At 50.6% G+C, this 24,953-nt stretch carries 30 protein-coding genes; 22 read left to right on the top strand and 8 right to left on the bottom strand.

What is annotated here, in order from left to right:
• On the top strand, positions 1-1,803 hold the full coding sequence (gene pepF / locus EVJ22_RS05115; protein ID WP_131443426.1) for an oligoendopeptidase F: 1,803 nt from the start codon (positions 1-3) through the stop codon (positions 1,801-1,803).
• A 226-nt stretch (positions 1,804-2,029) separates the two neighbouring features.
• On the opposite strand, the gene EVJ22_RS05110 is transcribed toward pepF, so the two are convergent.
• Positions 2,030-2,554: a DsbA family protein gene (locus tag EVJ22_RS05110; protein WP_233589609.1), complete on the bottom strand. Its 525-nt coding sequence runs from the start codon at positions 2,552-2,554 to the stop codon at positions 2,030-2,032.
• 333 nt (positions 2,555-2,887) lie between these two features.
• The gene (locus EVJ22_RS05105) at positions 2,888-3,469 is read right to left on the bottom strand and encodes a CYTH domain-containing protein (protein WP_199749310.1); all 582 of its coding nucleotides are present in this window, start codon (positions 3,467-3,469) and stop codon (positions 2,888-2,890) included.
• A gap of 108 nt (positions 3,470-3,577) precedes the next feature.
• Between EVJ22_RS05105 and yjbM the strand changes: the two genes are divergently transcribed.
• The 3 genes from yjbM to EVJ22_RS05090 are packed head-to-tail and all read left to right on the top strand — an operon-like array spanning position 3,578 to position 5,904.
• Entirely contained in the window at positions 3,578-4,222 is a 645-nt protein-coding gene (gene yjbM, locus EVJ22_RS05100) for a GTP diphosphokinase (protein WP_131443425.1), read from the top strand.
• 11 nt (positions 4,223-4,233) lie between these two features.
• A complete protein-coding gene (locus tag EVJ22_RS05095) occupies positions 4,234-5,031 on the top strand; it encodes an NAD kinase (RefSeq protein WP_071399500.1) in 798 nt (265 codons plus the stop codon).
• A 3-nt stretch (positions 5,032-5,034) separates the two neighbouring features.
• Complete coding sequence (locus EVJ22_RS05090; RefSeq protein ID WP_131443424.1) at positions 5,035-5,904, top strand: RluA family pseudouridine synthase; 870 nt, start codon at positions 5,035-5,037, stop codon at positions 5,902-5,904.
• A gap of 41 nt (positions 5,905-5,945) precedes the next feature.
• Here the strand turns inward: EVJ22_RS05090 and EVJ22_RS05085 are convergent, their stop codons facing one another.
• Positions 5,946-7,112 carry an FtsW/RodA/SpoVE family cell cycle protein gene (locus EVJ22_RS05085; RefSeq protein WP_131443423.1) on the bottom strand — a complete coding sequence of 389 codons (1,167 nt, stop codon included), beginning with the start codon at positions 7,110-7,112 and terminating at the stop codon, positions 5,946-5,948.
• A 149-nt stretch (positions 7,113-7,261) separates the two neighbouring features.
• Here EVJ22_RS05085 and fabI point away from each other — a divergent pair, with 149 nt between their 5' ends.
• Together fabI and EVJ22_RS05075 are read left to right on the top strand one after the other, a co-directional pair.
• Complete coding sequence (fabI, locus tag EVJ22_RS05080; protein WP_131443422.1) at positions 7,262-8,035, top strand: enoyl-ACP reductase FabI; 774 nt, start codon at positions 7,262-7,264, stop codon at positions 8,033-8,035.
• 83 nt (positions 8,036-8,118) lie between these two features.
• Positions 8,119-8,307, top strand: a complete 189-nt coding sequence (locus EVJ22_RS05075) for a hypothetical protein (RefSeq protein ID WP_016510315.1) — start codon at positions 8,119-8,121, stop codon at positions 8,305-8,307.
• 2 nt (positions 8,308-8,309) lie between these two features.
• On the opposite strand, the gene EVJ22_RS05070 is transcribed toward EVJ22_RS05075, so the two are convergent.
• Complete coding sequence (locus EVJ22_RS05070) at positions 8,310-8,819, bottom strand: YjcG family protein (protein WP_131443421.1); 510 nt, start codon at positions 8,817-8,819, stop codon at positions 8,310-8,312.
• Positions 8,820-8,992: 173 nt separating this feature from the next.
• On the opposite strand from EVJ22_RS05070, the gene EVJ22_RS05065 reads away from it, so the two are divergent.
• From EVJ22_RS05065 to EVJ22_RS05050, 4 genes are read left to right on the top strand one after another with little or no spacing between them, the layout of a single operon-like run.
• Entirely contained in the window at positions 8,993-9,538 is a 546-nt protein-coding gene (locus EVJ22_RS05065) for a phosphatidylglycerophosphatase A family protein (protein ID WP_070327619.1), read from the top strand.
• A complete protein-coding gene (locus EVJ22_RS05060) occupies positions 9,538-10,122 on the top strand; it encodes a phosphatase PAP2 family protein (protein ID WP_131443420.1) in 585 nt (194 codons plus the stop codon). Before EVJ22_RS05065 ends, EVJ22_RS05060 begins: the two co-directional genes overlap by 1 nt.
• The gene (locus EVJ22_RS05055) at positions 10,119-10,652 is read left to right on the top strand and encodes a hypothetical protein (RefSeq protein ID WP_131443419.1); all 534 of its coding nucleotides are present in this window, start codon (positions 10,119-10,121) and stop codon (positions 10,650-10,652) included. The genes EVJ22_RS05060 and EVJ22_RS05055 overlap by 4 nt, the downstream gene beginning before the upstream one ends.
• Positions 10,649-10,840 carry a hypothetical protein gene (locus tag EVJ22_RS05050; RefSeq protein WP_131443418.1) on the top strand — a complete coding sequence of 64 codons (192 nt, stop codon included), beginning with the start codon at positions 10,649-10,651 and terminating at the stop codon, positions 10,838-10,840. Before EVJ22_RS05055 ends, EVJ22_RS05050 begins: the two co-directional genes overlap by 4 nt.
• Positions 10,841-10,853: 13 nt before the next feature.
• On the opposite strand, the gene EVJ22_RS05045 is transcribed toward EVJ22_RS05050, so the two are convergent.
• Positions 10,854-11,141: a hypothetical protein gene (locus EVJ22_RS05045; RefSeq protein ID WP_070327615.1), complete on the bottom strand. Its 288-nt coding sequence runs from the start codon at positions 11,139-11,141 to the stop codon at positions 10,854-10,856.
• 272 nt (positions 11,142-11,413) lie between these two features.
• The gene (locus EVJ22_RS05040; protein ID WP_131443417.1) at positions 11,414-12,145 is read right to left on the bottom strand and encodes a hypothetical protein; all 732 of its coding nucleotides are present in this window, start codon (positions 12,143-12,145) and stop codon (positions 11,414-11,416) included.
• Positions 12,146-12,296: 151 nt separating this feature from the next.
• On the opposite strand from EVJ22_RS05040, the gene EVJ22_RS05035 reads away from it, so the two are divergent.
• The 7 genes from EVJ22_RS05035 to nadE all read left to right on the top strand — a co-directional run bounded on the left by EVJ22_RS05035 (position 12,297) and on the right by nadE (position 17,919).
• Complete coding sequence (locus EVJ22_RS05035) at positions 12,297-12,863, top strand: GNAT family N-acetyltransferase (protein ID WP_070327613.1); 567 nt, start codon at positions 12,297-12,299, stop codon at positions 12,861-12,863.
• 2 nt (positions 12,864-12,865) lie between these two features.
• On the top strand, positions 12,866-14,137 hold the full coding sequence (locus tag EVJ22_RS05030; protein ID WP_071399510.1) for an alpha/beta fold hydrolase: 1,272 nt from the start codon (positions 12,866-12,868) through the stop codon (positions 14,135-14,137).
• A 67-nt stretch (positions 14,138-14,204) separates the two neighbouring features.
• Positions 14,205-14,444 carry a hypothetical protein gene (locus EVJ22_RS05025; protein WP_070327611.1) on the top strand — a complete coding sequence of 80 codons (240 nt, stop codon included), beginning with the start codon at positions 14,205-14,207 and terminating at the stop codon, positions 14,442-14,444.
• Positions 14,445-14,514: 70 nt separating this feature from the next.
• Positions 14,515-15,606, top strand: a complete 1,092-nt coding sequence (locus EVJ22_RS05020) for a virulence factor (RefSeq protein ID WP_071399511.1) — start codon at positions 14,515-14,517, stop codon at positions 15,604-15,606.
• 240 nt (positions 15,607-15,846) lie between these two features.
• Complete coding sequence (locus EVJ22_RS05015) at positions 15,847-16,041, top strand: hypothetical protein (RefSeq protein WP_035386520.1); 195 nt, start codon at positions 15,847-15,849, stop codon at positions 16,039-16,041.
• A gap of 101 nt (positions 16,042-16,142) precedes the next feature.
• Positions 16,143-16,988, top strand: a complete 846-nt coding sequence (locus EVJ22_RS05010) for a BsuPI-related putative proteinase inhibitor (RefSeq protein WP_233589608.1) — start codon at positions 16,143-16,145, stop codon at positions 16,986-16,988.
• A 115-nt stretch (positions 16,989-17,103) separates the two neighbouring features.
• Positions 17,104-17,919: an ammonia-dependent NAD(+) synthetase gene (nadE, locus tag EVJ22_RS05005; protein WP_131443416.1), complete on the top strand. Its 816-nt coding sequence runs from the start codon at positions 17,104-17,106 to the stop codon at positions 17,917-17,919.
• Between the two features lie 51 nt (positions 17,920-17,970).
• On the opposite strand, the gene EVJ22_RS05000 is transcribed toward nadE, so the two are convergent.
• On the bottom strand, positions 17,971-18,360 hold the full coding sequence (locus EVJ22_RS05000) for a disulfide bond formation protein B (RefSeq protein WP_131443415.1): 390 nt from the start codon (positions 18,358-18,360) through the stop codon (positions 17,971-17,973).
• A 110-nt stretch (positions 18,361-18,470) separates the two neighbouring features.
• On the opposite strand from EVJ22_RS05000, the gene EVJ22_RS04995 reads away from it, so the two are divergent.
• The 5 genes from EVJ22_RS04995 (at position 18,471) to EVJ22_RS04975 (ending at position 23,939) form a co-directional block, all read left to right on the top strand.
• The gene (locus EVJ22_RS04995; protein ID WP_070327606.1) at positions 18,471-19,349 is read left to right on the top strand and encodes a transcriptional regulator CcpC; all 879 of its coding nucleotides are present in this window, start codon (positions 18,471-18,473) and stop codon (positions 19,347-19,349) included.
• Positions 19,346-20,467 (top strand): N-acetyldiaminopimelate deacetylase, encoded by a 1,122-nt coding sequence (locus EVJ22_RS04990; RefSeq protein WP_071399514.1) that lies wholly within the window; start codon positions 19,346-19,348, stop codon positions 20,465-20,467. Before EVJ22_RS04995 ends, EVJ22_RS04990 begins: the two co-directional genes overlap by 4 nt.
• Before the next feature lie 267 nt (positions 20,468-20,734).
• Complete coding sequence (locus EVJ22_RS04985; RefSeq protein WP_071399515.1) at positions 20,735-22,123, top strand: cytochrome ubiquinol oxidase subunit I; 1,389 nt, start codon at positions 20,735-20,737, stop codon at positions 22,121-22,123.
• A gap of 14 nt (positions 22,124-22,137) precedes the next feature.
• The gene (locus EVJ22_RS04980; RefSeq protein ID WP_071399516.1) at positions 22,138-23,169 is read left to right on the top strand and encodes a cytochrome d ubiquinol oxidase subunit II; all 1,032 of its coding nucleotides are present in this window, start codon (positions 22,138-22,140) and stop codon (positions 23,167-23,169) included.
• A 107-nt stretch (positions 23,170-23,276) separates the two neighbouring features.
• A complete protein-coding gene (locus tag EVJ22_RS04975) occupies positions 23,277-23,939 on the top strand; it encodes a potassium channel family protein (protein WP_071399517.1) in 663 nt (220 codons plus the stop codon).
• A gap of 29 nt (positions 23,940-23,968) precedes the next feature.
• On the opposite strand, the gene EVJ22_RS04970 is transcribed toward EVJ22_RS04975, so the two are convergent.
• On the bottom strand, positions 23,969-24,757 hold the full coding sequence (locus EVJ22_RS04970; protein ID WP_173647404.1) for a Cof-type HAD-IIB family hydrolase: 789 nt from the start codon (positions 24,755-24,757) through the stop codon (positions 23,969-23,971).
• Between the last annotated feature and the right edge of the window lie 196 nt (positions 24,758-24,953).

Raw genomic sequence — 24,953 nt, 5'->3', positions numbered from 1 at the left:
ATGTCAGAAGTACTAACACGACAACAAGTACCCGTCGAGGAGACGTGGAACTTAGAAACCATCTATGCAGACGACAAAGCGTGGGAGCAAGACTTTGAGACACTCAAAGCCCGAATCCCTGAACTCGTTGAATTCAAAGGGAAACTCGGGGAGTCGGCCGAGACACTTTACGCGGCGCTGCAGCTCCGTGACGAAATCTCGCGTCAACTGCATAAGCTGTATACATACGCCCATATGCGCTATGACGAAGATACGGCCAACAGCCATTATCAGGCGCTGAACGACCGTGCCGGGTCACTCGCCGCTCAAATTTCGGCTCAACTTGCCTTCATGACACCAGAACTGCTCGCCATCGACGAAAGTGAGATCACTGCGTTCATGGGCGGCCACGAAGGGTTGACCGTCTACCGTCATGCGTTCGATGAGTTGGCGCAAGAGCGGCCCCACGTCTTGACGGAAGCGGAAGAAGCGATCCTCGCCCAAGCCGGAGACGTGCTCGGACAATCGAGTTCGACGTTCGGCATGCTCAACAACGCCGATTTGAAATTCCCTAAAGTGAAGAATGAGCAAGGAGAAGAAGTCGAACTGACGCACGGTCGTTACATTACGTTTTTAGAGTCGGCAGACCGGAGCGTGCGTGAGACGGCTTTCAAAGCGATGTATGGGACGTACAAACAATACTTGAACACGTTCGCGTCAACTCTGTCTGGGAGCGTGAAGAAGGACAACTTTTATGCGACGGTGCGCAAGTTTGAGAGTGCGCGTCAATCGGCACTCCACAACAACTCGATTCCTGAATCGGTATACGATGGACTCGTTGAAGCGGTGAATGAACGGCTCGATCTGTTACACCGTTATGTCGCGCTTCGTAAACGAGCGCTCGGTGTAGACGAAGTGCACATGTATGACCTTTACACGCCACTCGTCAAAGACGTCGAGATGAAAGTGCCTTATGAAGAAGCGAAAGAGCTCATGGTCAAAGGTCTGGCTCCACTCGGAGACGAGTACGTCCAAATCGTCAAAGACGGTCTCGACTCACGTTGGGTCGACGTCCGGGAGACTCGCGGCAAACGTAGCGGTGCCTATTCGTCTGGCGCGTACGACACGCAACCGTTCATCTTGATGAACTGGCAAGACAACGTGAATAACTTGTTCACACTCGCCCACGAGTTCGGTCATTCGGTACACAGTCACTACACGCGTGCCACGCAACCGTACCCGTATGGGGACTATTCGATTTTCGTGGCAGAAGTCGCCTCGACGACGAATGAGGCGCTCTTGAACGACTATTTGTTGAAGACACGGACGGACAAAGCCGAGCGCCTTTACTTGCTCAACAATCAACTCGAGACGTTCCGGGGGACGCTGTTCCGTCAGACGATGTTCGCCGAGTTCGAACATAAGATCCATCAAGCGGCCCAAGGTGGCATCTCGCTCACACCAGAATACTTGAACGAGACGTATCTTGAGTTGAACAAGCGTTACTTCGGCGACGACATCGTCATCGACGAAGAGATCGCGTTCGAGTGGGCCCGTATCCCGCACTTCTATTACAACTACTATGTATATCAGTATGCGACAGGAATTTCGGCGTCAGCGGCGTTGTCGCAACAAATCATGGACGAAGGTGCGCCTGCCGTTAAACGTTATATCGACAAATTCTTAAAAGCGGGGTCGAGCGATTACCCGATCGAGGTGTTGAAGGCGGCCGGCGTTGACATGACGACGAAAGCACCTGTGTTAGCGGCGCTCGATCAGTTTGAATCCGTCCTCGATGAGATGGAATCACTCCTGTTTTCGTAATCGCGCACGTGCGTGAACATTATGTGACAATATGAACAAAGTGCTTGTCAATAGGCGAGCCTATGGTTATATTATAAGTGTGAAATCAATCACAAACCCCTTTATTGACCGTAAACTTTCTCCCGTCTTGACACCTTCCCCGGGTGTTAAGATCGGCGTCTCTTGTCCCCGCTTGAGACGTCAAAAACCCACGGCTCCCCGGCCGTGGGTTTCTTTTTGTATCCGTTTATTTTTGTGTGGCCCATGCTTGACCGCTGCATCCGGGGACGGGGCGGCAACGTTGCTGGAGCGACAGTTTTTTCAGTTCCCGTTCGATGACCGGCTTGTCGAGCTCTAAGATGAACGCGAGCTCAGTGATTGTCGAGGCGTCGTAGTGACGTAACACTTTTTCAACGTTCCAACCGGTTTGCCGATTCGGTACGTATCCGAGCAGTTCACTCATAACGGATTGGTACACGTCGTAAGGATAGACGCCTTCGATTTTGAGCGCCTCGTCACGAGTGACGAACGTCATGGCAGGAAGCGATTCGATTTCCCAGTCTTTTAATATTTGATGGTCGACAGCGAGGGCGCTCAAGAGTTGATTCGACTGCATATCTGCCGCCAACTCATCGATGTCGAGTCCGTATCCAGCGTAAGAGCGCGCGATCTCCCACAGGTCGGCATCATTAGAAGCATCCTTCGTAAAGGCGTCGTTAATATGAAGGTGACGCAAAAAACGCATCGCATGTCGTTTCCCTTGTAATTCCATAGCCTTGATCATCGTGAGAAGGCGAACCTCTTCCTGACATCCGCCAACACAACTAGGAACTGTCGAGACCATCCGAAAACGAATCAAGTGCCCGTATTCGAGCTCGAGTTTTTTAATGAGTGTCATCACGTGAAAACCGTCGGGATCAGAGATGTCCATGAAATAGAATAACTCTAATGGCTTATATGTTACTTGGATAGAAGATTCTTCCAGTGAACAGGATGACTCATTACATTGTTCAAGTTCCATTGTGTCGCCTCCTCTCGTAAACAAAATCAAATATATCGTATGCTCATTGTAGCAACGAAAAAAAAAGGTTGGCAACGTATCTGCTCAACCTTCACTCCGTCCCATCTTTTCTTCCATGAATCGGACGATTTTATTTTTGGCCGGACGTAACGGGATATTATGGCTCGAGAGCAGCTTTTCAAACGCGATTCGGCCTGCCGTTTCGTCCGTCACTTCGAATTCTATTTCGTAATCACAAATCTCCAAATAATGACTTTCATCGAGCACGAGCAGACCGTCTGACGTCTCGATTTCAGCACGCTTCGTCTCGAGCCGGCCCAAATGTTCGAGCGGTCCGGTCAAATTGAACGTGGCGAGGGCTTGTTTCATCTGTTCGTCGTGGACGATGCCGTACTTGAACAAATTTTCTGCCGCTTTTTCATCGATCGGTGCATGCGTCTCGAGCAGTCCGACATCGTGCGGTTGTTTGAGTGTCAAAACTTGACCGCTCTTCTTCTCACGGATGCGCAAGGCCGCGCCTTGGCTGCGCAGTTCAAACGTGGGCGTATCGAAATAATCGTTGGCTTGCCATTTGACTTGGTCGGATAACTGATACGATTCGAGCAACGTCTCATACTCATCCTTCGTCAGCATCGATTTAAACTCAATTTCCACTTCTTGGGTCATTCGTCATCGCTCCATTCTATGAACAATTGTTGGTTTATGATACCATACAATCGGATACATACGGAAAAAAGCAAGGTTTTCCGAAACGAACGAAAGTGGTGACAGCATATGCAAGCAGTGGACTGGGATCAATTTTTAGTGCCGTATCAAATTGCGGTCGATGAACTGAAAGTGAAGTTTAAAGCGATCCGTAAGCAATACAACTCGCAAAATGACCATTCTCCGATCGAGTTCGTCACCGGCAGGGTCAAGCCGGTTGGAAGCATCCTCGAGAAAGCGAAACGCAAACAGATCGCCTATGATCACTTGTCGACCGAGATGCAAGACATCGCCGGGCTTCGAATCATGTGTCAATTTGTTGATGATATCGTACAGGTCCTCGAGCTGTTGCACCACCGGACCGACTTTAAAATTGTAGAGGAACGGAACTACATCACGAATCAAAAAGAATCGGGTTATCGGTCGTATCACATTATCATCGAATACCCGGTCCAGACGATCCACGGGGAATTCCCAACGCTCGTTGAAGTCCAAGTTCGGACGCTCGCGATGAACTTTTGGGCGACAATCGAGCACTCGTTGAACTATAAATACGATGGCGACATGCCGCAAGAAGTCCAAGAACGGCTGCGCCGGGCCGCGGAGGCGGCGTTTCTGCTCGATGCTGAGATGAGTCAGCTCCGCGTCGAGATTCAAGATGCGCAGCAAGTGTTTCGTGATAAAGAAATGAACGTCCAAACGGACCAAGACTAGGGGGTGAGTGTATGCAGTTTGCGATTGTGTCAAGGGGAGATGCGCGTTCCGCGGAGATTGCGCGTGAGTTGACAGACAAGTTGACCGGGGCGGGACATTCCGTCTCGGAACAACCTCGGATCGTCGTTTCGGTCGGTGGGGACGGGACGATGCTACAGGCGTTCCATGAATATGTCGACCGGCTAGACGACACCCTTCTCGTCGGCATCCATACGGGCCATCTCGGTTTTTACGCCGACTGGCAACCGGACGAGCTCGATGAATTGACAGAGATGATCACGAGCGAGTCGTTCGAACCGGTATCTTATCCGCTCGTCGAAGTGTTGATCGACTATGAGGACGGGACGACCGAGCGGCAGTTGGCGATGAACGAGTGTACGATTAAAAATTACAAGCGCACGCTCGTGTGTGACTTGTCGATCCGTGACGATTACTTTGAAACGTTCCGGGGAGACGGTCTTTGCATCTCGACACCGTCCGGATCGACCGCCTACAATAAAGCGCTCGGCGGTGCGATCGTCCATCCATCGATCGAGGCGATCCAAGTGACCGAGATGGCGTCGATCAATAATCTCGTCTACAGGACGATCGGCTCACCATTGTTGTTGCCGAAGCACCACCAAGTCAAAATCAAGCCGCATACGAAAACGGAGTTTGAGCTCGCGTTCGACCATCAGGAAGCACTGTCGTGGTCGAACGTCCAGTCGATCCGTTGCGCGGTCGCGAAAGAAAAAGTGACGTTCGCCCGGTTCCGTCCGTTCCCGTTTTGGCGTCGGGTGCGCGAATCGTTCATCGAGGAAGGGAAGTAACATATGTACGGTTTTACATTACGTCGTGTCGCGGAGACGAACGTCCCGCTGCGCGACTTTTTGATGGGGGATTGTGGCATCTCACGCAAGATGTTGACGCAAGTCAAACACGGTGGCCTCATCTTAGTGAACGGGAAGCCGCGAACTGTTCGCTTTGATGTGTCGAGCGGCGATGAAGTTGCGGTTCATTTTCCGCTTGAGCAGCCAGCGGAGACGATGGTCCGTTCACGGCGTCCGCTCACGGTCATCTACGAGGATGACTATTTGCTCGCCGTCGACAAGCCGGCAGGCATCGCGACGATCCCGTCTCGGCTTCATCCTGACGACACGCTTGCGAACGCTGTGCTAGGTTACTATGAACGAATTGGATTGCACTCGGCGATTCATGTGATCAATCGGCTCGACCGGGACACGTCTGGTGTCGTCTTGTTCGCTAAATATGCATACGTGCACCATCGCTTCAGCGAACTTCAAAAGCGAGGTGGTTTGTCCCGGACGTATATCGCTCTCGTCGAAGGACTAGTCGAACGACAGACGATTGATGCGCCGATCGGTCGGGCCGAACACTCGATCATGGAACGCGTCGTCACAGACGACGGGCAACGAGCCGTCACACACGTCCGTCACGTCGAGTCGCGCGGTGACTATACGGCGTTGACGATTCAACTCGAGACCGGACGGACCCACCAGATACGCGTCCACATGCGCCACATTGGTCATCCGTTACTCGGGGATACGATGTATGGCGGACGTCCCGTGATCGCCCGTCACGCGCTTCACAGCTCGTCTGCCGCGTTCGATCATCCTTTGACAGGGGAGAGTATCGTAATCGAAGCGGCTTACCCCGACGACTTTCAACTCGAACACGAGTGAACAAAACATAGCCCCGCGCTCAAATGAGTGCGGGGCTATGTTTAATCGTCGTCAAACATATACGATTTCGATTTCGAGGCGACGTTCATGACGAGTCCGATGGCAATCATGTTCATGATGATCCCGGTACCCCCGTAACTGATGAACGGCAAGGTCAGGCCGGTGATCGGAAGGACACCGATTGTCATACCGATGTTTTGGAAGATCTGAAACGTGAACATGGCGATGACGGCGGTCACGATGTAACTTCCGAACGGGCTGCTCGCTTCGAGCGCGATATGGATCATCCGATATAAGAACAAGAAGAAGACGATGATCACGATTGCTGCACCGATAAAACCATAATGTTCAGCGATGACGGCAAAAATAAAATCGGTCTGCGACTCTGGTAGATAAACTAAACCTTGACCATAGCCAGTTCCGAACATTTGACCAGAACCGATGGCTTGAAGCGATTTGATCAACTGGAACGCTAAATCGTCAGAGTACTCATATGGGTAAATCCATGCTTGAAATCGATTCAAGGCATGACCCGGCACGAACCGTTGCAACAACTCGAAATGCGAGAAGAACAGGTACATGAAGCCACCGATTGTTAAGGCGGCAGCGCTAAATAGACCGAGCAACCACTTCCAACCGATTCCTGACACAATGATGATGGCACCGAGCATCGTGATTAAAACAAGCCCGGTCCCTAAGTCTGGTTGCGTGACAATCAGCCCAAGAGGTGGGATAGCCAGTAATACTAGTTTCATTAACAGCCACGCATCTTGTTGAGACGAACCGTAACGTTTATTGTGGTCGTAGACGATCGTAGCCATGGAAATCAGTAAAAACAACTTCATAAATTCAGCTGGTTGAAAACTGAAACCAGGCACATTATACCATCCATACGCCCCATTAATATTTGGAACGAGTGTGGTATCCCGGAGCGGAATTAAGCCAACTAAAAGCAACAAACCAAAGGAGTAGAGATACCAATGAATTTTGCGCAACTGTTCGTATTCGATTGTCATGATGGCAAACATGGCGACGAATCCGATGATATAACGGATTCCTTGATCGAAGGCGAAGTTAATATGTTGTAATCGTGTTGGCAACATCGGTTGTGCCGTGTAAATGGCACCTAGGCTAATGACCATCAAGAAGAAGACGATTGTCAGAAGTGTCGTGTCTAAACTTTTTAAATAAGATTGAATGCGGTTCATGATGAAGTCGTCTCACCCTTTCTATACGTATTTTATCTTACCGTAACTATAAAAAATCGCAATACGTTACGAGGCGGTTGACAAAACAGACACCATTCTGTAATCTGATAACAGATGTTATAACCAGGTACTAAAAAGGGGAGTTCACAATGTCAATTTATCCAACGTTAACGAACAAGACGTACGTCGTCATGGGGATTGCCAATAAACGCTCGATCGCTTGGGCGATCGCGAAAACGCTCGACGCGGCAGGGGCGAAGCTCGTGCTCACTTATGCGTCCGAACGTTTCAAGTCAGGTCTCGAATCACTTGCTGCTGAATTGAGCCAAGAAGCACTGTTGCTTGAGTGTGATGTGACGAACGATGAAGCGATCGACACGACGTTCCGCTCGATCCATGAGCAGGCGGGTAACATTCAGGGGATTGCACATTCAATCGCTTTCGCGGATAAAGAAGCGTTGCGCGGTGAATTCTCGGAGATGACGCGCAGTCAGTTCGCGCAAGCGCTCGATATTTCGGCGTATAGTTTGACGGCGGTCGTCAAGGCGGCAAAACCTTACTTCGCAGAGAACGCCTCGGTCATCACGCTCACGTATCTCGGAGGGGAACGGGTCGTACCGAACTATAACTTGATGGGTGTCGCTAAGGCCGCGCTCGATTCGAGCGTCAAATATTTGGCGAACGAATACGGCCCGCAAGGCGTACAAGTCAACGCAATCTCGGCTGGACCGATTCGGACGTTGTCGGCGAAAGGCGTCGGTGACTTTAACAGCATCTTGTCTGAGCTCGAGCAAAAGGCACCACTGCGCCGGAACGTCTCGGCCGAAGAAGTGGCTTCGACCGGTCTGTTCTTGTTATCGGGTATGGGGAGTGGCATCACGGGAGAAGTCATCCACGTCGACAGCGGCTACCATATTTTATAAGTTCGGGAAAGAGCGCGTAAATGCGCTCTTTTTGTATTATAGCGTAACCGTTTGGGGTAAGGACTTGTGAGGGAGGGAAGATCATGGGTCCTTATCAGATTGATTTTACGGTCGTCCAATACGGGAATCGCCAGGTCCAACCGACAGAACGGGCGAACATCGAACCGGTCACTCGCATCCAGCGGGTCCAGCGGATTATTCCGCGTCAAGAAGAATGGTTAGAAGCTGAACAAGAAAAAAGCCCCGGTCGTTTCGTCGACCGGAGCGTATAATATTAACCTCGGAACCGGAACGTCTCATAGACGTTCCATGTTTCGTTTTCGAGCTCGTACATGACGGCCATACGGTTGATCGTCTCTTCAAAATGGACTTGTTCCATCCGCATCCGTTCGAGCACATCGAACAGCTCGGCGTCGGTCAAGTCTTGTCCGATCGTGATGTGCGGGAGGAACTCGTACTTCGGAGGCTGATCGAGTGCACCTTCGTGTAAACGAGCGTGTAGCGCTTCGAGTTCGCGCGTCGGCAACACTTTTAAGTAAAGGACGTTGTTCGTCGGCGCGAACGAGCGGGCACCGTCGATTTTCAACTGAATCGGCTTCGTCGTTTCAGCGATTTGTTGTAAATACTCGAGCACTTTTGGTAACTCGGCTTCGTCGACTTCGGTACGTTCTTTGATCGTCACGTGTGGCGAAATCAAAGCGTACTTCGTATCGTACCGTTTTCGATACGAGTTGGCGAAGTCTTGCACTTGTTTTGATGGAAATAAGACTACCCCAATCTTCATTCCAGTTCCCCCTTTATGAATGGTCTACTAGTTTATGATGACCGATTTATCGAATGAAGTCAAAGTGGGCTTAGTGTTTTTTTAAAGTTTTCAGTATAATAGAGAATGAGTACTTCGAGACATGCTGTTCTCGAGATGAAGGGATGTGACGCGGGTAATTGCCCGCAACAATTATGAAACAAGTACCACACTCACGAGACGTAACAGAGGCTGCACGGGCCCGTTTGATTGAACGGGGCGTATCGATCGAATCGATCGCAGAGATCGTCTACCAAATGCAGGCGCCTTATTCACCGCACTTATCATTAAAAGACTGCATCGAGTCGGTTGAGGCCGTCCTTGAGAAACGCGAACTCCAACACGCGATTCTCGTCGGCTCAGAGCTCGATATGTTAGCCGAAAAAGGGCAGTTGTCAGAACCGCTCCTTTCAATCGTCGCTTCAGATGAAGGTTTATTCGGCGTCGATGAGACGATCGCGATCGGGGCCGTCAACACGTACGGATCGATTGCCGTCACGACGTTCGGTTACTTAGATAAAGCGAAGATCGGGATCATCAAGCAGCTCGATACGAAGATGGACGACGGTCAAGTTCATACGTTCATGGACGACCTTGTCGGTGCGATTGCGGCTAACGCATCGGGCCGTCTCGCGCACCGGTTGCGCGACATGAACGATTTCGGTGAAGACGAGATGCGTGAACGCAAAGGATTATACTGATGCATCGCGCAAAAACACTGACAATCGCCGGGACGCTTGGCTTCGCCATCGTCTCGGTGATTGTCATTTTAGGTGGGGCGGCTTCGCTCGACGGGTTCGTCTATCGGATTGTCGCGCCGTTGTCTGGCCCGCTGTTCGCCTATGTGACGGAACTCGGCAGTGTGAAGGTGTTGATCGCCCTGACCTTTGTCGGCATGCTTTATTGTTTATGGCGCGGGGACAAACTTGAAGCGTTTCGATTACCGCTCGTCGTCATCGGGACGTTAGTTTTGACGCAACTATTGAAGCGAGTGTACGGGATCGACCGGCCGCTCATCGATGCCGCTCTCGATGCGACGACGTATAGTTTTCCGAGCGGGCACGCCTCGGGTTCGCTCGCCTTGTACGGCTTGTTCGCTTTTAGTTTATACCGGCGAAAGTACTCGCCCGTTTGGGTCGCGGCGCTCGTCGTTTTACTCGTAGCCGTCTCGTTCAGCCGGGTCATTTTAAACGTTCACTATTTCAGTGACGTCGTGGGCGGATGGCTCGTCGCGTTCACGGTGATTGCCTGGTCGGAATGGATCATAGGGAGGAAGAATCGTTGATACTCGTATCTGAAGTCGAAAGTTGGTTGTTTATAGGAAGAGATCAAGCGGACGCGGCTAGTTCGCCGACGATATTGGTCGAAAAAGATGCGACTGGCGCGAAGTCGTTTGCGTCGATGCGGACGTTGTTTCAATTGAAGAAATGGACGGGACAACGCCGCTTCGTTCCGCTCCTATCATGTGATGAAACGGGTTATCGCGCCTTTGAGGTGTTTCATGTCGATGCGAAGCCACCTTTCGCGTTGCTCGAGCACGGACGTGTTCTTTTGAAAGAAAATGAGATGGACGCGGCCTATGCAGCGGCTCTTGCGAACGAGGGAACAATGTCTGCGGATGAAGTGATCACGTTTGCTTCCGGCTACATCGAAGCAGCACTCGGTGAACCGGTCGTGCTCGCAATCAATCGAGAGATTCCGTCGCATGCACACGTGCCGATGGAACTGTTCGTACCGGGAGACGCGATTCAAACGGGTGAGTACTTATTTGCCTGGGCGAACGAAGCGCAGAAGGAAAGGAATGAAGCAAAATGAACGAGTGGGAACAAAAGGTCAAAGCGTTACTCGACGGCTCAATCGATGAGTTGCTCGTACCGAAAGACGAATTTTTGACAGTCCGGTCACTGTTGATTGAGAAAGAATGGTTGTTCCAAGTCGTGGGCGCTGCCAAACATGGGGGCGTCACCATCTATCGGAGGAATGAACAAAGCGCGCCCTCATGAGGACGCGCTTTTATTAAGCGTTTGAAGCCAATTTGATTTTTTGTCGTTTTAATTTGTGAAGCAGCCATGCATATAACACTTCACAAGAATGGTGAGGAAGGGTCAGTTCCACGAGTGGGCGCGACTGACCGAATATAGTGAAGCGCGAATGGTCCTCGTCGAGCATCGAGACTTGAATATCGGTCGCTTCTTGAAGCGAAATCCGCTGCTCGCCGGCAATTGCGTCTTTTAATTTCAGCATGTTTCCATTCGTCGCAAACTTGGTGAACGAAGAAATTCCCTGTACTTTCAGTTGTTCCATTTCGTAGATCTATCCATCGACAGATGAATAGATTTTCACCTCGCTTTCTCTATATTGCCTTCCGTCCCTCCAGAAGGTTATTCCTAGTATAACGTCCTGTCGTTAAAAGAAAAGACTTAATTTAACGAAAAATTAAGACAATTTGTTATCAATTTTTAAAAATAACGATAAAGTCGTTAGACAAAGCGATTTGGAACGAAATAAAGACGAGCGCGATAGCAAAAAAGAGCCTGAATTTTACAGGCTCTTTTGACTTTCATACACGTATGAACTTAAAATCGTTCGATTTCCCATGCTCGGCGGCGATAGGTCAATTGCCCTTTTAAGGCGATCGATTCCTTTTTGGCGTCAAAGTCTTCTTCAAGCACAGACATGTCCTCGTATCGTCCGGCGACGTAAAACGAGATGGCGACTTGTCGATTGAACAGACTGCGTTTCGTATGGTCGAAATCGATAATCAGCCCTTGTGGGGATAAAGCCACGATTTCATCGATGACAGGCAGTGGGATCGGGACGAAGCTGATATTACGGATGTCACGGTCGAGTTTACTTTGAAGCACGCTTTGCAGGAACTGATTGATCGTCGACCAGTCTTTTATGTAGAGGCTACTGTGACGATCGTTCGACTCGTTGAAATAAGCGATCTCATTTTGGATCGAGTTAAGGAACGGCGCTTTCAGGCCTCGTTCCATATGGCTCAAAAACAAGATTTCCGCAATCTCATGGTCTGATAATGACTCGAGTAAATTATAGTCGGGAAAGTCGATGGCGGTGAAACTCGTCTGGTTGTTCAAGTATTTCGTCGAGAACGTTGAGAGTTCGTGTGCCTCGATATAGCGAAACCTCGTCCGGGATGATTGTCTCATCCCTTTAATGTCTGTTCGACAGATGATCATCGGTCGGGCGATTGATAACGCTTCGACGACATCCGTCAGTGTCACCCCATGAAGGGTAAAACGTTGTAGTTCCCGGTCTTGTTTAATGTAGAACAACTGTTTTGACATATTAATCCCCTCAGTTCGAAGTCACTACAATTTGATTTTAGCAAATCCGTCCCGAGTGTGCCATATTGGAGCGGTCGAGATGATTGAGATGATGGTTTTTGAGGAAAACTAGGTATAATTAGAGAAAAGGTAGAAGAAAGGCGGGTTCAGCATGTGGGGGTTGAAGAAGAGTTTTCCAGAGCTCGCTACAGATCGTTTTATCCTGAGAGAACTCGAGCCTAGGGACGCGCGGGCACTCTACGTGATCCTCTCGACCGAGGAAGTCATGCGCTATTACGGATCTGATCCGTTGCTTGCCGTGTATGAGGCGAAGAATGTCATCGCCTATTTTAAAGATCAATTTCAACAAGGGAAAGCAATTCGATGGGCGATATGTGACCGTGTGACCGATGAGCTCGTCGGGACGATCGGCTTTCATAACTGGACGCCCCAATATTTCAGGGCTGAAATCGGATTTGAAGTCGCGCCTAGTCATTGGCGCAGAGGTGTCGCCTATGAAGCGGCGACAGCCGTCATCGGGTACGGGTTCGACGAGTTCAAGTTTCACCGGATCTCGGCGCTCGTCGCACCAGAGAACGATGGGTCAAATCGGTTAGTACGAAAGCTCGGCTTCACCGAGGAAGGCTTGCTGCACGACTATGCTTACAGTCACGGCCGTTTTATGGACTTGACGATGTACCGTTTACTAAAAGACGAATGGTCACAGAGAGGGAGATGACGATGAGACAAGTTGTATTGCTTCATGGCCTATGTGGGTCACCGGATTATTTTGACGAGCTTGTCCCGATGCTTGAAGCGGATGTTTACGCATTGACGCTTCCGGGACATGATGACACCGAATCGGGTCCCGAGACGATCGATCAATTCGCGGATTGGGTGATCAGAGAGATTCGTTTGCGCGAGCTCGATCGTCCGGTCGTACTGGGACATTCGTTCGGCGGATACATCACGACGAACCTTGTTCGACGCTATCCGGATGAATTATCGGGCTTCGGGTTGATTCATTCGACGGCCGGCGCGGATTCGGATCAAGCGAAGGCGAAACGAAATGCCGCGATTGAGAAAGTGATTGAAGAAGGTGTCCATCCGTTCATCGACGAGATGATCCCAGGCGTGTTCGCCCCGGATTCTGATCAGACACTCATCGAACGTGCTAAACGGATCGGCTTCAACATGTCGAAAGAAGGAATCATCTCAGCTCAAGAAGCGATTCGGGACCGGAATGATGAGACAGGAACGATGCGCGAGACGAACCTGCCCGGATTGTTTATTTACGGCTCGAAAGATCCGAACATGGACGCGGAACGAGCTTTCATGGGGGCGGAGCGTCATACAAAACAGACGGTGCAAGCCAGTCATATGGGGATGATGGAGGCGCCAGAAACCGAAGCGCAACTCATTAACGCTTGGCTCGACGCGGAAGTGCGCTCGGTGCATAAGTTCAAACTGATCGCCGTATCAGGCAGTTTGCGTAAAGCATCGTTCAATACGGCGCTACTTCATTCGATCATCGAACTCGGTCGTGATCGGTTTGACGTGGAGGTCGCATCAATCGAATTGCCGCTCTATAATGACGACTTGATTGACCCGGATGAACCGGACGTCGTTGTCGCGTTCAAGCAAGTGGTCAGAGAAGCGGACGGTCTGCTCGTCGTTACCCCGGAGTACAATCACAGCATACCCGGCGTCTTAAAGAATGCGATCGACTGGCTATCGCTCGAACCGGGAACGCCGCTTCGTGATAAACCGGTCATGATTGCCGGCGCCTCACCCGGCATGCTCGGGACGGTAAGGTGCCAAGTCCACCTCCGACAAGTATTTGCCACAAATCGGGCAAACGTTTTACCAGGAAACGAAATCTTTATCACGCATTGCAAAGAGAAGATTGGTGCTAAAGGACTTGAACATGAACCATCAATCCAACAAATTGATAGAGTGTTATCTGAGTATTACAATTGGATTGATTTTTGGAAGCGTAACGCAAAAAAATAACTTGAAGTCACGACCTTTGTCTGATAGAAATGAATTGTGAAAACAAACACAAAGGGAGCGACAACACATGGAAACGTATATCGAACTGTACAACGGCGGCGAGTTAGGGGACCAGGCAGTCATCAATGACGGGATGACGTTCGGCCGGGTCACGATTGTGGAATTATTTTATCAGACGAACCACATCTTCGGTTACGTGAAAGCGGACGGGGAGAAACGCTTCTTCCTAGAACCGATCGCTGGAGATGACACGTTCGACGTCGAAGGAGAGCGCTATTCCCTCCAACAGTTCATCGCCCTATTTTGACGTTCACGACGCAAGCGACTCGCTTGCGTTTTTTTGTTGTTTTCGTCACGATTGGTGTGAGGTGATGAAGATGAAACTTGTAGCAATTGAACCAACACCAAGTCCGAACAATTTAAAGATCATTGTCGAACCGGCTTTTTCTGGCCGCGGGATCACATATGACAAGGCGAGTCAGGACGTCCCGGAGACGATCCGAGACATCATCGCATTACGAGGCGTCAAATCGGTATACGCCGTCTCTGATTTTTTAGCGGTCGAACGGCATCCGAAACACGATTGGCACGACGTCATGAACGACATCCGTCGTGCGTTCGGCGAAGACGTCGCTGAAGGAGAAGCGAGCCAGTTGACGGCAGACTATGAGCCGGTCCACGTATCGGTTCAGTTCGTATTAGACGTCCCGATGCAGCTGAAACTCGTCAAAGGCGACGAGGAGAAACGGGTCGGTTTGTCTAAACGTTTTGTCGACGCAGCGATGCAGGTACAGCAGCAAGTGAAAAACGTCATTCAAGATCGCCGCTGGGTCGAACAAGCCCCGCGTTACGGGGAACTCGAAGACGTGAGTGCTGTCGCCCAAGAAGAACTTGAAGCGGCGTACCCAGAGGAGCGGGTCATCCGCATCGTCGCTCGTGCGTTTGGACGTGAGGCCGACTACGAGACGAACGCGAATCAGCTTCAGTCAGATGATTGGAAAGCGCGACTGGCGTTCTTGGACGAACTTGAGATTGTTCCGGAGAATATGGTCTATTTTCGCCGGGCACTCGAGGACAAAGTTATGGCCATCCGGCGTCAAGCGGTCGTCATGATTGGTATGTTCGAAGAAAATCGAGAACAGTACGTCACTTATATCGAGCAGGCACTTGTCGATCCGTCACCGATCGTGAGACGGACCGCGGGGGACACCGTCTCTGATTGGGCGTTGTCAAAATCTCAGCCATCGATGATCGAGGCGCTTAAAGACAAGAGCAAGCTTGTCCGCTGGCGGGCCGCCCGCTTCTTGTTCGACTGTGGTGACGAGCAGGCCGTACCGGCTTTGAAAATCGCCGAGGACGACCGTGAGTTCGAGGTTTCTCTCCAAGCACGTCTCGCCAAAGAGCGAATTACGAGCGGAGAAACGGCACTCGGAACGGTGTGGCAACAAATTTCGAACCGTTCGAAATAAACCATTCGACAAGTCAGGTTTGTTCAATTTTACAGTTATAGGAAGTGAGAGGAGTTCGCTTGGCGAATACCCTCTCTTTTTCATTTGTCCTTACATAATTCAACCAACCGACTAACAATCGGTACCAGTTATTCGACAGACAAGTCGAGCTCGGAGCGGGACTGTCGAACGATAGGACGTTTTTATTTGAATAACGTTGGTACACTGAAAGTATCTTATTTGGACAAAGGAGCAACACTCATGATTCTTTTTGCAGAAACAACTGAACTCGTAGCTTACAAAGAAGTGGTCGATGGCATGATCACCGTCATTTTTGAGACGATTCATAGTGAGACGTTCTCAATCTCTGCACAAGTTCGTTCTGACATCGATGTCGCTGACTCGTTGTTCGTGACCGGTTGGCAGCAATACGTGGAAAACTTAAAAGTTTCTTAAAAAAGGTAAATAATATAGGGAAATCCATTACAAACGTCTGCACGAACGTATACACTAGTGCTATAGACGTTTTTTTTATTTTGTTGAGGAGAGTGGAATACGTGAAAAAAACTTGGTTGCTAGTCGTGGTCGCTGCGATGATGCTCGTGGTAGCGGCGTGTGGTAAAGAAGAAGCAACTCCGAGCGATGTGGACGGGAACTCGTCGGCAGCTCCTGCTTTATTGACGCTTGAGACGGACGCGAGCTACAATGCCGACACAAAACAATTATCGGCGACGGTTTCGATGACGAACCCGAATGAAGAGCCGGTCAAGGTGACCTTCAATTCGTCGCAACGTTTTCAGTTGACGGTCATGAACGGAGAAACGACCGTTTTTGATTACGGCAGCGAATATATGTTCACTGAATCAATTATCGAAGAGACGTGGGAACCAGGTGAGACGAAAGTGTTTGACGAAGTGTTCCCGCTCACACTCGAGAGCGGAGAGTATACGGTTGATTTCGTCAGCCTCGCTCAAGTCGAAGGCGCACCAGAGATGGCAGCCACCGATCAAAAGGCGTTATCAGTTGAAGCGGTAGAGGCACCGCCTGCGGAAGAACCGGCAGAAGAGCCTTCAGAAGAGTCTTCAGAAGAGTCTTCAGAAGAACCTTCTGAAGAACCGAAGGATGAGTCGAGCGAGCAGCCGGTCCAGACGGACGGTGCGTTCAGCGATGTCTCGATTAAGAGAAACGGGAATTTGATTGAAGTGGCTGGGTACACGAACGTCGAGGAGTTCGAATGGAGCGTCTCGGACGGGCATAACGTGTTTGCACAAGGCGCGTCGCAACCGACGGCCGGCGGCTTCACGTTCGGTGTGTTATTAGATGAGGAGCCGACATCAGGACAGTCGCTCTTCCTAGAGATGACACCGATCGGCGGAGACGTCGCATCGTTCCGCGTTCAATAACCGTTAGACGGAAACTCACGTTTCCGTCTTTTTTTGATAACCAAACGTATTGACGACAAAACCAGATTGTCAGACAATAGGGCAAACCGACTTACAAACAAGGAGGAAATGAAAGATGCAACAACACATCATCGAGTCGACTCATGTGAAATCGCACATCGATCCAGTTCAAGAAGTCCGTCGACGAATCGACTTTTTAAAAACGTACGTCAAACGTGTGGGGGCGAAAGGACTCGTTCTCGGTATTTCAGGTGGGCAAGACTCGACACTCGCGGGCAAGTTATGCCAACACGCGATGGAAGAGTTGCGGGCTGAGACCGGCGGCGACTATACGTTTTATGCGGTGCGCCTCCCATACGGCGAACAACATGACGAAGACGACGCCAAGCGAGCGCTCGATTTCATCCGGCCTGACAAGACGTTCACCGTCAACATCAAGCCTGCCGTCGATGCTTCGGTCGAGGCGTTCAAACAAGCGACGACGCTCGAACTCGGCGATTTCCATAAAGGGAACACGAAAGCGCGTGAACGGATGAAAGTCCAATACGACATCGCGGCGACGTTCGGGGCGCTTGTCGTCGGGACTGACCATGCGGCAGAGTATGTGACTGGATTTTATACGAAGCACGGGGACGGGGCAGCCGATTTGACGCCGCTCACGGGACTGAGCAAGCGCCAAGGAAAAGCGTTGCTCCATGAGCTCGAAGCGCACGAGAGTCTGATCTATAAAGTGCCGACGGCTGACCTCGAGGACGACAAACCGGGTCTTCCCGATGAAGTCGCACTGGGGATGACGTATGACCAGCTCGACGATTACTTAGAAGGGAAAGCCGTCGACCCGGCTATCGCCGAGCGGATCGAGACGATCTTTAAACGGTCGCGCCATAAGCACCATATGCCGGCGTCGCTCTATGACGAGTGGTGGCGATGAGCGAAAGAAAGAGGAGACGCGGTCGAAATTGACCGTGTCTCCTCTTTCCATTCAACGAACAGTACGTTTTGGAACGAATTGAATGACTAAAATCAGCGTGAACGCGATGAAGCTCAAGAGCGGGATCGTGACGAACCCGAAGTAGTTCACCCAACGGATGAGACAGTCGTTGCTGCAAAACGCATCCCCGTTCGGAACCCGTTCGAGCACGACGTGATATAGGCTGATCAGCCAGCCGGCACCGGCCATCAGTCCGATGAAGAGACGGTTGACTTCACGGTTCGTTAACATGATAGTCAAGTAATAAATCGCGAGCGGGTACATGAATATGCGCTGAAACCAGCACAGCTTGCAGGGCAGATAGAGCATGACTTCGGAGAAGTACAAACTTCCGAGCGTCGCGACGGTCGCGACAATAAAGGCAAAATGATGACGTTGCATACGATTTCCTCCTGACGACTCAAAAAGTGCGAATGAACATGATATGATACAGGTTAGCAACAATGAATTTAGTATACAGTCTTAGAAACGATATAGAAATAGGTGACGTCATGCAAGTATCAGAAGTAGAAGTGTTGATCGTCCTCGCCGAAGAGTTGAATATGAGGAAAGCCGCCGAGCGGTTGTTCGTCTCCCAACCGGCTTTAAGCCAACGTCTCGTCACGATCGAGCATCAGTGGGGCAAGAAGATTTTCGTCCGCTCGACGCGAGGCCTCGCCCTCACCCCGGATGGTGAGAAAATCATCGACTTCGCGAAAAAGATGTATAGCGAAGAGCAAGAACTTCGGGGAGAGTTGACGGCCAAGCAAGGCGAAGTGTACGGGACGCTCAAAATCGCGGTCGCCTCGATCATGGGACAGTATTGGTTGCCCCGCGTCTTGAAACGGTTCATGGAACGGTATCCGTCCGTCCGGGTCAAACTCGTGACGGGCTGGTCGAGCGAGATGATGCGCTATATGCTCGAAGAGAGTTTCCATATCGGGATCATTCGCGGTAACCCGGACTGGCGCGGAGAAAAGATGAAACTGTTCTCAGATTCGCTTCACCTCGTTGATATGCGGATGACCGATTTAAAGCAGTTGAAAAATAACGAGCGCTCGTTCATTCAGTTTAAGAGTGACTCGACCTATTATCAAGAAATCCTTGAGTGGTGGCAAGAGCGGTTCTCGAGTCCTCCGCTCACGACACTCGTCGTCGATCAGATCGAGACGTGCAAACAGATGGCGCTGCATGGGATTGGTTTTGCCATCTTGCCGGAGTCGACGATTCGCGATGTCGAGGCGATCAATAAGATTCCGCTCACGTCGTCGAACGGGACACCGCTCGTGCGTGACACGTGGATGTTGTCGACCGACTCGATGCTCGAGCTCGCGCAAGTGAAAGCGTTTTGGGAAATCGTTGAAGAAGTGACAAAGGAGAGTGTGGAATGAGTTGGGCCATAGAAGCTAGAAGACAGTTACATTTGATTCCAGAACCGGGTTACGAGGAGTTTAAAACACAAGCGACACTTGAAGAGTTGATTCGTTCGTTTAACTCGTCACGGGTCCACATCTCGCATTGGCGCACCGGACTGTTCGTGCGTGTCGACGGTCTTGTCGGCGACAAGACGATCGGGTATCGGGCCGATATGGACGGATTGCCGATCACGGAAGAGACCGGACTTGAGTTCGCCTCGGTCCATGAAGGCATGATGCACGCGTGTGGCCATGACGTCCATATGGCAATCGCGCTCGGCTTGATCAAACGCGCAATCGAAGAGCCGCTCGATCATCATCTCGTCGTCTTTTTCCAACCGGCCGAAGAAGGACCGGGCGGTGCGGAACCGATGGCGATGTCGGAGTTGTTCTATCATTTCCGTCCTGACGCGATGTTCGGTCTCCACGTGGCGCCGGAATACCCGGTCGGCACGATTGCCTCACGACCGGGCGTCTTGTTCGCGAGTGCGCGTGAGCTCCACCTCACGATTCACGGCAAGGGTGGGCACGGCGCTTTCCCGCATGCCGGGATTGACGCTGTCATCGTTCAGGCGGCATTGATCATGCAGCTGCAGACGATCATCTCTCGCAATATCGACCCGATGGGGAGCGCCGTGATCAGTATCGGTAAAGTCGCTGCCGGCACGAAAGAGAACATCATCGCCGAGACGGCCAAGCTCGATGGGACGATCCGGGCCCTGTCGGATAAAGAAATGGTCGTCCTTGAGCGTCGGATCCGTCAAGTCATCGCCGGTGTCGAGATGACGTATAACGTCCATATCGACCTCGAGTTTGGTAACCGGTACCATGAAGTGGTGAACGACGAACGATATTTGTTCCAGTTCGAGGAAGCGGTCGAAGACGTCGGATATTCGTATAAGACGTGCGTTCCGGCCATGACTGGTGAGGATTTCGGCTATATGTTGAAACAAGTGCCGGGGTTCATGGTATGGCTCGGGGTGAACGATATGGGTTCAGGTCTTCATCAAGCAACGCTCAATCCGGATGAGCGGGCGATCGATGTCGCGGTCGAACTGTTCGATCATTTCTTTAGAACGGTCATTGTGAAGTGAACGAAGCGGACACGTTGTTGTCCGCTTTTTTTGTTGAAATGTGTTGAATTATGCTTCCGATGTGAGAAAAAAGGGAATTTACTATGATTGTAAAGCGTCAATATTGTTAAGCTTGTTCAAATGTGAACATTTTGCGAACTCAAGCATTGAGACATTACAGCGCTATATAAAATCATTATGATAGGGGTATCCAAAGGAAATCATCTGTGATGTTTCGTTTCACGCATCGGTGTGAAGCGCTAGAGAGAGATAGGAGGTAATCAATAGATGTTTCAAGATCCTGTCCTGATGAGTCGGGCGTTAACGGCACTCACGTTAGGCTTTCATGTGATTTTTGCCACAATCGGCGTCGGGGTTCCACTATTAATTTTATTGGCAGAGTTTTTAGGTATTAAAAAGAAAGATCCGAAATACACCTTGATGGCTCGTCGGTGGTCGCGGGGCTATGTCGTGACCGTCGCGGTCGGTGTCGTCACCGGTACAGCCATCGGGCTGCAGTTATCATTGCTATGGCCAAACTTGATGCGCGTCGCCGGTCAGACGATCGCGTTGCCGTTGTTCATGGAAACGTTCGCGTTCTTCTTCGAAGCGATCTTCCTCGGCATTTATTTGTACACGTGGGATCGGTTTAAAAACCCGTGGCACCATATGTTGATTGGGATTCCAGTCGCCGTTGGTGCGCTGTTCTCAGGCTTCTTCATTACAACGGTCAACAGTTTCATGAACCAACCTGTCGGATTTGATATCGTCGATGGGAAACTTGCGAACGTGAGTCCGCTCGAGGCGATGTTCAGTCCGGCGATGCCGACGAAGATGGCTCACGTATTAACGTCGGCCATTTTGACATCGGCGTTCATCTTGGCGGCGATTGCGGCCGTGCAGTTATTGCGCCAACGCCGTAACCAGCTCGACAAATTGTCTATCGAGTATCACAAAAAGGGTCTTCGTTTAACGATGACCGTCGCGCTCATCTTTGCGATTGCGACTGCGCTCGTCGGGGACTTCTCAGGTAAATACTTGGCGAAGTACCAGCCGGATAAGTTGGCGGCGGCAGAGTGGCATTTTGACACCTCCTCCGAAGCCGAACTCATTTTGGGCGGTTGGCTCGAAGACGATGGTGAAGGTGGTTACGAAGTACGAGGGGCCATTAAAATCCCTTATGCGTTGTCAATCTTAGCGGGCGGTGTCCCGAACTATGAAGTGACGGGTCTCGATGAATTTGCGAAAGAGGATCAACCGCCACTGTTCATCCACTATCTGTTTGATGCGATGGTCGGAATCGGGATGCTTCTTGCGCTCATCTCATTCCTGTTCGTCCTCGGACGCTATATTAAGCGATTGCCGCAATTCAGTAAACCGATGCTGATTGCGATTGCGGCGGGAGGTCCTCTCGCCATGATGGCGATCGAGTTCGGGTGGTTCTTCGCCGAGTTTGGCCGTCAGCCATGGGCGCTCTATGATTTGATGCGCACGAGTGAGGCAGCGACGACGTCGGCTAACGTAGGTTGGATGCTCATCGCCTTCGCGATCCTGTATGCGGTTCTTGGCGTGGTCACAGTGCTCGTCTTGACACGTCTGTTCAAGGACAACCCAGTCGGGAAAGAACTAAAACAATCGGAACATCGCGGCGAAGCGATGTTTGCGGATGAAGTGTGATCGGAGGATATGACATGCAAATTCAAGAATTAGGGATTGCCGTATTATGGACGTTTTTATACGGCTATCTCATCGTTGCATCGATTGATTTCGGTGCCGGCTTCTTCGCTTTCTATAGTAAGTACACGAAGCGAGACCAAAAAATCAATCGCCTGATTCAACGGTATTTGTCACCGACATGGGAAGTGACGAACGTCTTCTTCGTCTTCTTCTTCGTCGGAATCGTCGGGTTCTTCCCGGATACGGCTTACTATTATGGAACGGCCTTGTTAGTACCAGCCTCTGTCGTGTTGATCTTGCTCGCGATTCGCGGAAGTTTTTATGCGTTCGCGAACTACGGTTCGAAAGAGAGTACGTTTTACGTGTTCTTGTACGGGGCGACAGGTTTATTGATTCCGGCGGCGATGTCGACCGTGCTCACGGTCAGCCAAGGCGGATTCATTAACGAGACAGAGTCGGGTGTGTTCTTTGACGGATTGAAATTGTTCACAAACTTTTACTCGTGGACAGTCGTTATCCTTGCGATCGTGTCGGTGCTCTATATTAGTGCGATGTTCCTCTTGTTCTATGCGGACAAGGCACGTGATGTCGAAGCAGTCGGCCTCGTACGCAAATGGGCGCTCTTCTGGAGTGTTCCGACGATCCTCGCTTCGGGCCTCGTTTTCTTCGGCTTGAAATCGCAGGCGGCATGGCACTATGAAAGCATTTTGGCGGGTAACTGGTGGTGGTTCGCTGCGAGTTTCGTCTTCTTCATCATCGCCGTATCGTTCGTCTACTTGAAACGCAACTACGGAATCGCTTTCTTGATGGTCATGGGTCAGTTCTTCATGGCGTGGTTCGGATATGGCTATACGCATTTGCCGTATATCCTCTATCCGTATATCGACATTAACGGAAGCGTCGTCAACGAGTCGATGGCGATCGCGCTCGTCATCGTATTCATTCTAGGATTGCTCTTACTCGTACCAGCGTTGTATTTATTGCTTCGTCTGTTCTTGTTCGACAATGATTATGTGCGTGGAACACGTTCAAGCGGTAAAGCATAAGACCGGGATTCCCCGGTCTTTTTTGTATAGTTTTTTTAGGGCGAATCGGTTACACTGTACGAAGAATCGGGAACAGAAACCGCTGTATGGAAAGGGATGTTTTGAATATGACAGGTGAATTTGCAGTCATCGGGTTAGGTCGGTTTGGTGGGTCGATCGTGCGGGAGTTGTCGTCGAACGGATATGACGTGCTCGCCATCGACGTAGATGAAGAACGCGTCAATGAGTTCATGGGCCTAGCCACGCACGCGGTCATCGCCGACACGACCGATGAGAACGTCTTAAAGAGTCTTGGGATTCGTAACTTCGAACATGTGATCGTGGCAATCGGAGAAAACATTCAAGCCTCGATTTTGACGACGTTGATTTTGAAAGAGCTCGGTGTCCAAATCATCACGGTGAAAGCGACGAACGACTATCACGAAAAAGTCCTACGTCGAATCGGTGCGGATAACATCGTCCACCCGGAACGCGATATGGGCGTCCGGATCGCCAACGGATTGATGAGCCAAAGTATCTTGGACTACCTCGAACTTTCAAATGAACATTCGATCGTCGAGATCAAGGCTTCTGATAAACTATCGAATAAATCACTGATCGATTTGGACCTTCGTGCCAAATACGGAGTCAACATCGTCGCCATCCGTCGTGGTGACGACGTCTTGATTTCCCCTCAAGCCGACGAGATGATCCTGCCGGAAGATATCTTGATCATCATCGGAAAAGATACTGACCTCGACCGGCTCGAACGCTCGCTTCGGTCAAGATAAAAACGAGAGGCGCGCGCCTCTCGTTGTTTTTAGATTAGCTTCATAGTTTTTAGTCCGTACTCGATCCCGTCTTCAAGAATCGATTTCGTCACAAAGTCGGCCGCTTCTTTTGCCTCGGCTCGTCCGTTGCCCATCGCGATGCCTGTACCGACGTATCGGAGCATCGCCAAGTCGTTTAACGCGTCACCGAAGGCGTATGTGTTCTCGAGGCGATAGCCGTTCGTCTCGATGAAGTGGCGAATGCCGTCCGCCTTGCTCGCCCCGCGATTGATGACGTCCATCGCATGCGGGTGCCACCGGATAAAATCGAATTCGCTATAAGCGTCGAGATAATGATGCTCTTCTTCAGGCGTGCAGTAGAGCAACGTCTGATAGACGTCCTGTTCAATGTGGAAGTTTGGCGCGTACGTCGGGATCGGCATATCGAGTTCACCGAGCGACTGTTCGACGACGTGGTCGTTCGGCTTCGTCGCGCCGCCACGGTCTTGTCCGAGATAGACGAGTGTGTGGTCAAACGTTCCCGCATGGTCCGTCAAACGGCTGAGCGCATGAGTCGGTAGCGTGTTCCGATAGACGATTTCCCCACGGTGGACGACGATTTGGCCGTTGTAGCACACCATGCTCTCGATTCCAAGTTGCTGCGGGATGTCTGAGAGCATCGCCGGGCCTCGTCCCGTCGCGATGAACGTCTCGACTCCGTTCGCACGAAGTTGTTCGATCGCCGCAATCGTCGAAGGTGGAATATACGTCCCTTCGTGGAGAAGCGTGCCGTCAATATCAAAAAAGACTACTTTTTTATCTTCCATTCGAATCACCATGCTTTCTCTGTCTTGTTTAGGGTATTTCTATACAGAAAAGCATACCACGAAATCAAGAAACCGCCCTCAATCTGACGTCATTAGTGAAATTTTGTCACAATATGAGCTATAATGAAGAAAGAATCTTACGGAGACATAACTTTATCACGAGAATCACTTATGTATCACATAGATGAAAATCAACTAACTAGAAGTA

It is taken from the genome of Exiguobacterium sp. SH0S7, from assembly GCF_004337195.1.
Lineage (GTDB): Bacteria > Bacillota > Bacilli > Exiguobacteriales > Exiguobacteriaceae > Exiguobacterium > Exiguobacterium aurantiacum_A.
Note: the sequence above shows the minus strand (reverse complement) of the source record. Positions and strands in the feature narration are given on the sequence as shown.

Bases quoted from the DNA above. Each gene is read 5' to 3' on its own strand.
- pepF (WP_131443426.1), top strand. From the start codon at position 1: ATGTCAGAAGTACTAACACGACAACAAGTACCCGTCGAGGAGACGTGG.
- EVJ22_RS05110 (WP_233589609.1), bottom strand. From the start codon at position 2,554: ATGGAATTACAAGGGAAACGACATGCGATGCGTTTTTTGCGTCACCTT.
- EVJ22_RS05105 (WP_199749310.1), bottom strand. From the start codon at position 3,469: ATGACCCAAGAAGTGGAAATTGAGTTTAAATCGATGCTGACGAAGGAT.
- yjbM (WP_131443425.1), top strand. From the start codon at position 3,578: ATGCAAGCAGTGGACTGGGATCAATTTTTAGTGCCGTATCAAATTGCG.
- EVJ22_RS05095 (WP_071399500.1), top strand. From the start codon at position 4,234: ATGCAGTTTGCGATTGTGTCAAGGGGAGATGCGCGTTCCGCGGAGATT.
- EVJ22_RS05090 (WP_131443424.1), top strand. From the start codon at position 5,035: ATGTACGGTTTTACATTACGTCGTGTCGCGGAGACGAACGTCCCGCTG.
- EVJ22_RS05085 (WP_131443423.1), bottom strand. From the start codon at position 7,112: ATGAACCGCATTCAATCTTATTTAAAAAGTTTAGACACGACACTTCTG.
- fabI (WP_131443422.1), top strand. From the start codon at position 7,262: ATGTCAATTTATCCAACGTTAACGAACAAGACGTACGTCGTCATGGGG.
- EVJ22_RS05075 (WP_016510315.1), top strand. From the start codon at position 8,119: ATGGGTCCTTATCAGATTGATTTTACGGTCGTCCAATACGGGAATCGC.
- EVJ22_RS05070 (WP_131443421.1), bottom strand. From the start codon at position 8,819: ATGAAGATTGGGGTAGTCTTATTTCCATCAAAACAAGTGCAAGACTTC.
- EVJ22_RS05065 (WP_070327619.1), top strand. From the start codon at position 8,993: ATGAAACAAGTACCACACTCACGAGACGTAACAGAGGCTGCACGGGCC.
- EVJ22_RS05060 (WP_131443420.1), top strand. From the start codon at position 9,538: ATGCATCGCGCAAAAACACTGACAATCGCCGGGACGCTTGGCTTCGCC.
- EVJ22_RS05050 (WP_131443418.1), top strand. From the start codon at position 10,649: ATGAACGAGTGGGAACAAAAGGTCAAAGCGTTACTCGACGGCTCAATC.
- EVJ22_RS05045 (WP_070327615.1), bottom strand. From the start codon at position 11,141: ATGGAACAACTGAAAGTACAGGGAATTTCTTCGTTCACCAAGTTTGCG.
- EVJ22_RS05040 (WP_131443417.1), bottom strand. From the start codon at position 12,145: ATGTCAAAACAGTTGTTCTACATTAAACAAGACCGGGAACTACAACGT.
- EVJ22_RS05035 (WP_070327613.1), top strand. From the start codon at position 12,297: ATGTGGGGGTTGAAGAAGAGTTTTCCAGAGCTCGCTACAGATCGTTTT.
- EVJ22_RS05030 (WP_071399510.1), top strand. From the start codon at position 12,866: ATGAGACAAGTTGTATTGCTTCATGGCCTATGTGGGTCACCGGATTAT.
- EVJ22_RS05025 (WP_070327611.1), top strand. From the start codon at position 14,205: ATGGAAACGTATATCGAACTGTACAACGGCGGCGAGTTAGGGGACCAG.
- EVJ22_RS05020 (WP_071399511.1), top strand. From the start codon at position 14,515: ATGAAACTTGTAGCAATTGAACCAACACCAAGTCCGAACAATTTAAAG.
- EVJ22_RS05015 (WP_035386520.1), top strand. From the start codon at position 15,847: ATGATTCTTTTTGCAGAAACAACTGAACTCGTAGCTTACAAAGAAGTG.
- nadE (WP_131443416.1), top strand. From the start codon at position 17,104: ATGCAACAACACATCATCGAGTCGACTCATGTGAAATCGCACATCGAT.
- EVJ22_RS05000 (WP_131443415.1), bottom strand. From the start codon at position 18,360: ATGCAACGTCATCATTTTGCCTTTATTGTCGCGACCGTCGCGACGCTC.
- EVJ22_RS04995 (WP_070327606.1), top strand. From the start codon at position 18,471: ATGCAAGTATCAGAAGTAGAAGTGTTGATCGTCCTCGCCGAAGAGTTG.
- EVJ22_RS04990 (WP_071399514.1), top strand. From the start codon at position 19,346: ATGAGTTGGGCCATAGAAGCTAGAAGACAGTTACATTTGATTCCAGAA.
- EVJ22_RS04985 (WP_071399515.1), top strand. From the start codon at position 20,735: ATGTTTCAAGATCCTGTCCTGATGAGTCGGGCGTTAACGGCACTCACG.
- EVJ22_RS04980 (WP_071399516.1), top strand. From the start codon at position 22,138: ATGCAAATTCAAGAATTAGGGATTGCCGTATTATGGACGTTTTTATAC.
- EVJ22_RS04975 (WP_071399517.1), top strand. From the start codon at position 23,277: ATGACAGGTGAATTTGCAGTCATCGGGTTAGGTCGGTTTGGTGGGTCG.
- EVJ22_RS04970 (WP_173647404.1), bottom strand. From the start codon at position 24,757: ATGGTGATTCGAATGGAAGATAAAAAAGTAGTCTTTTTTGATATTGAC.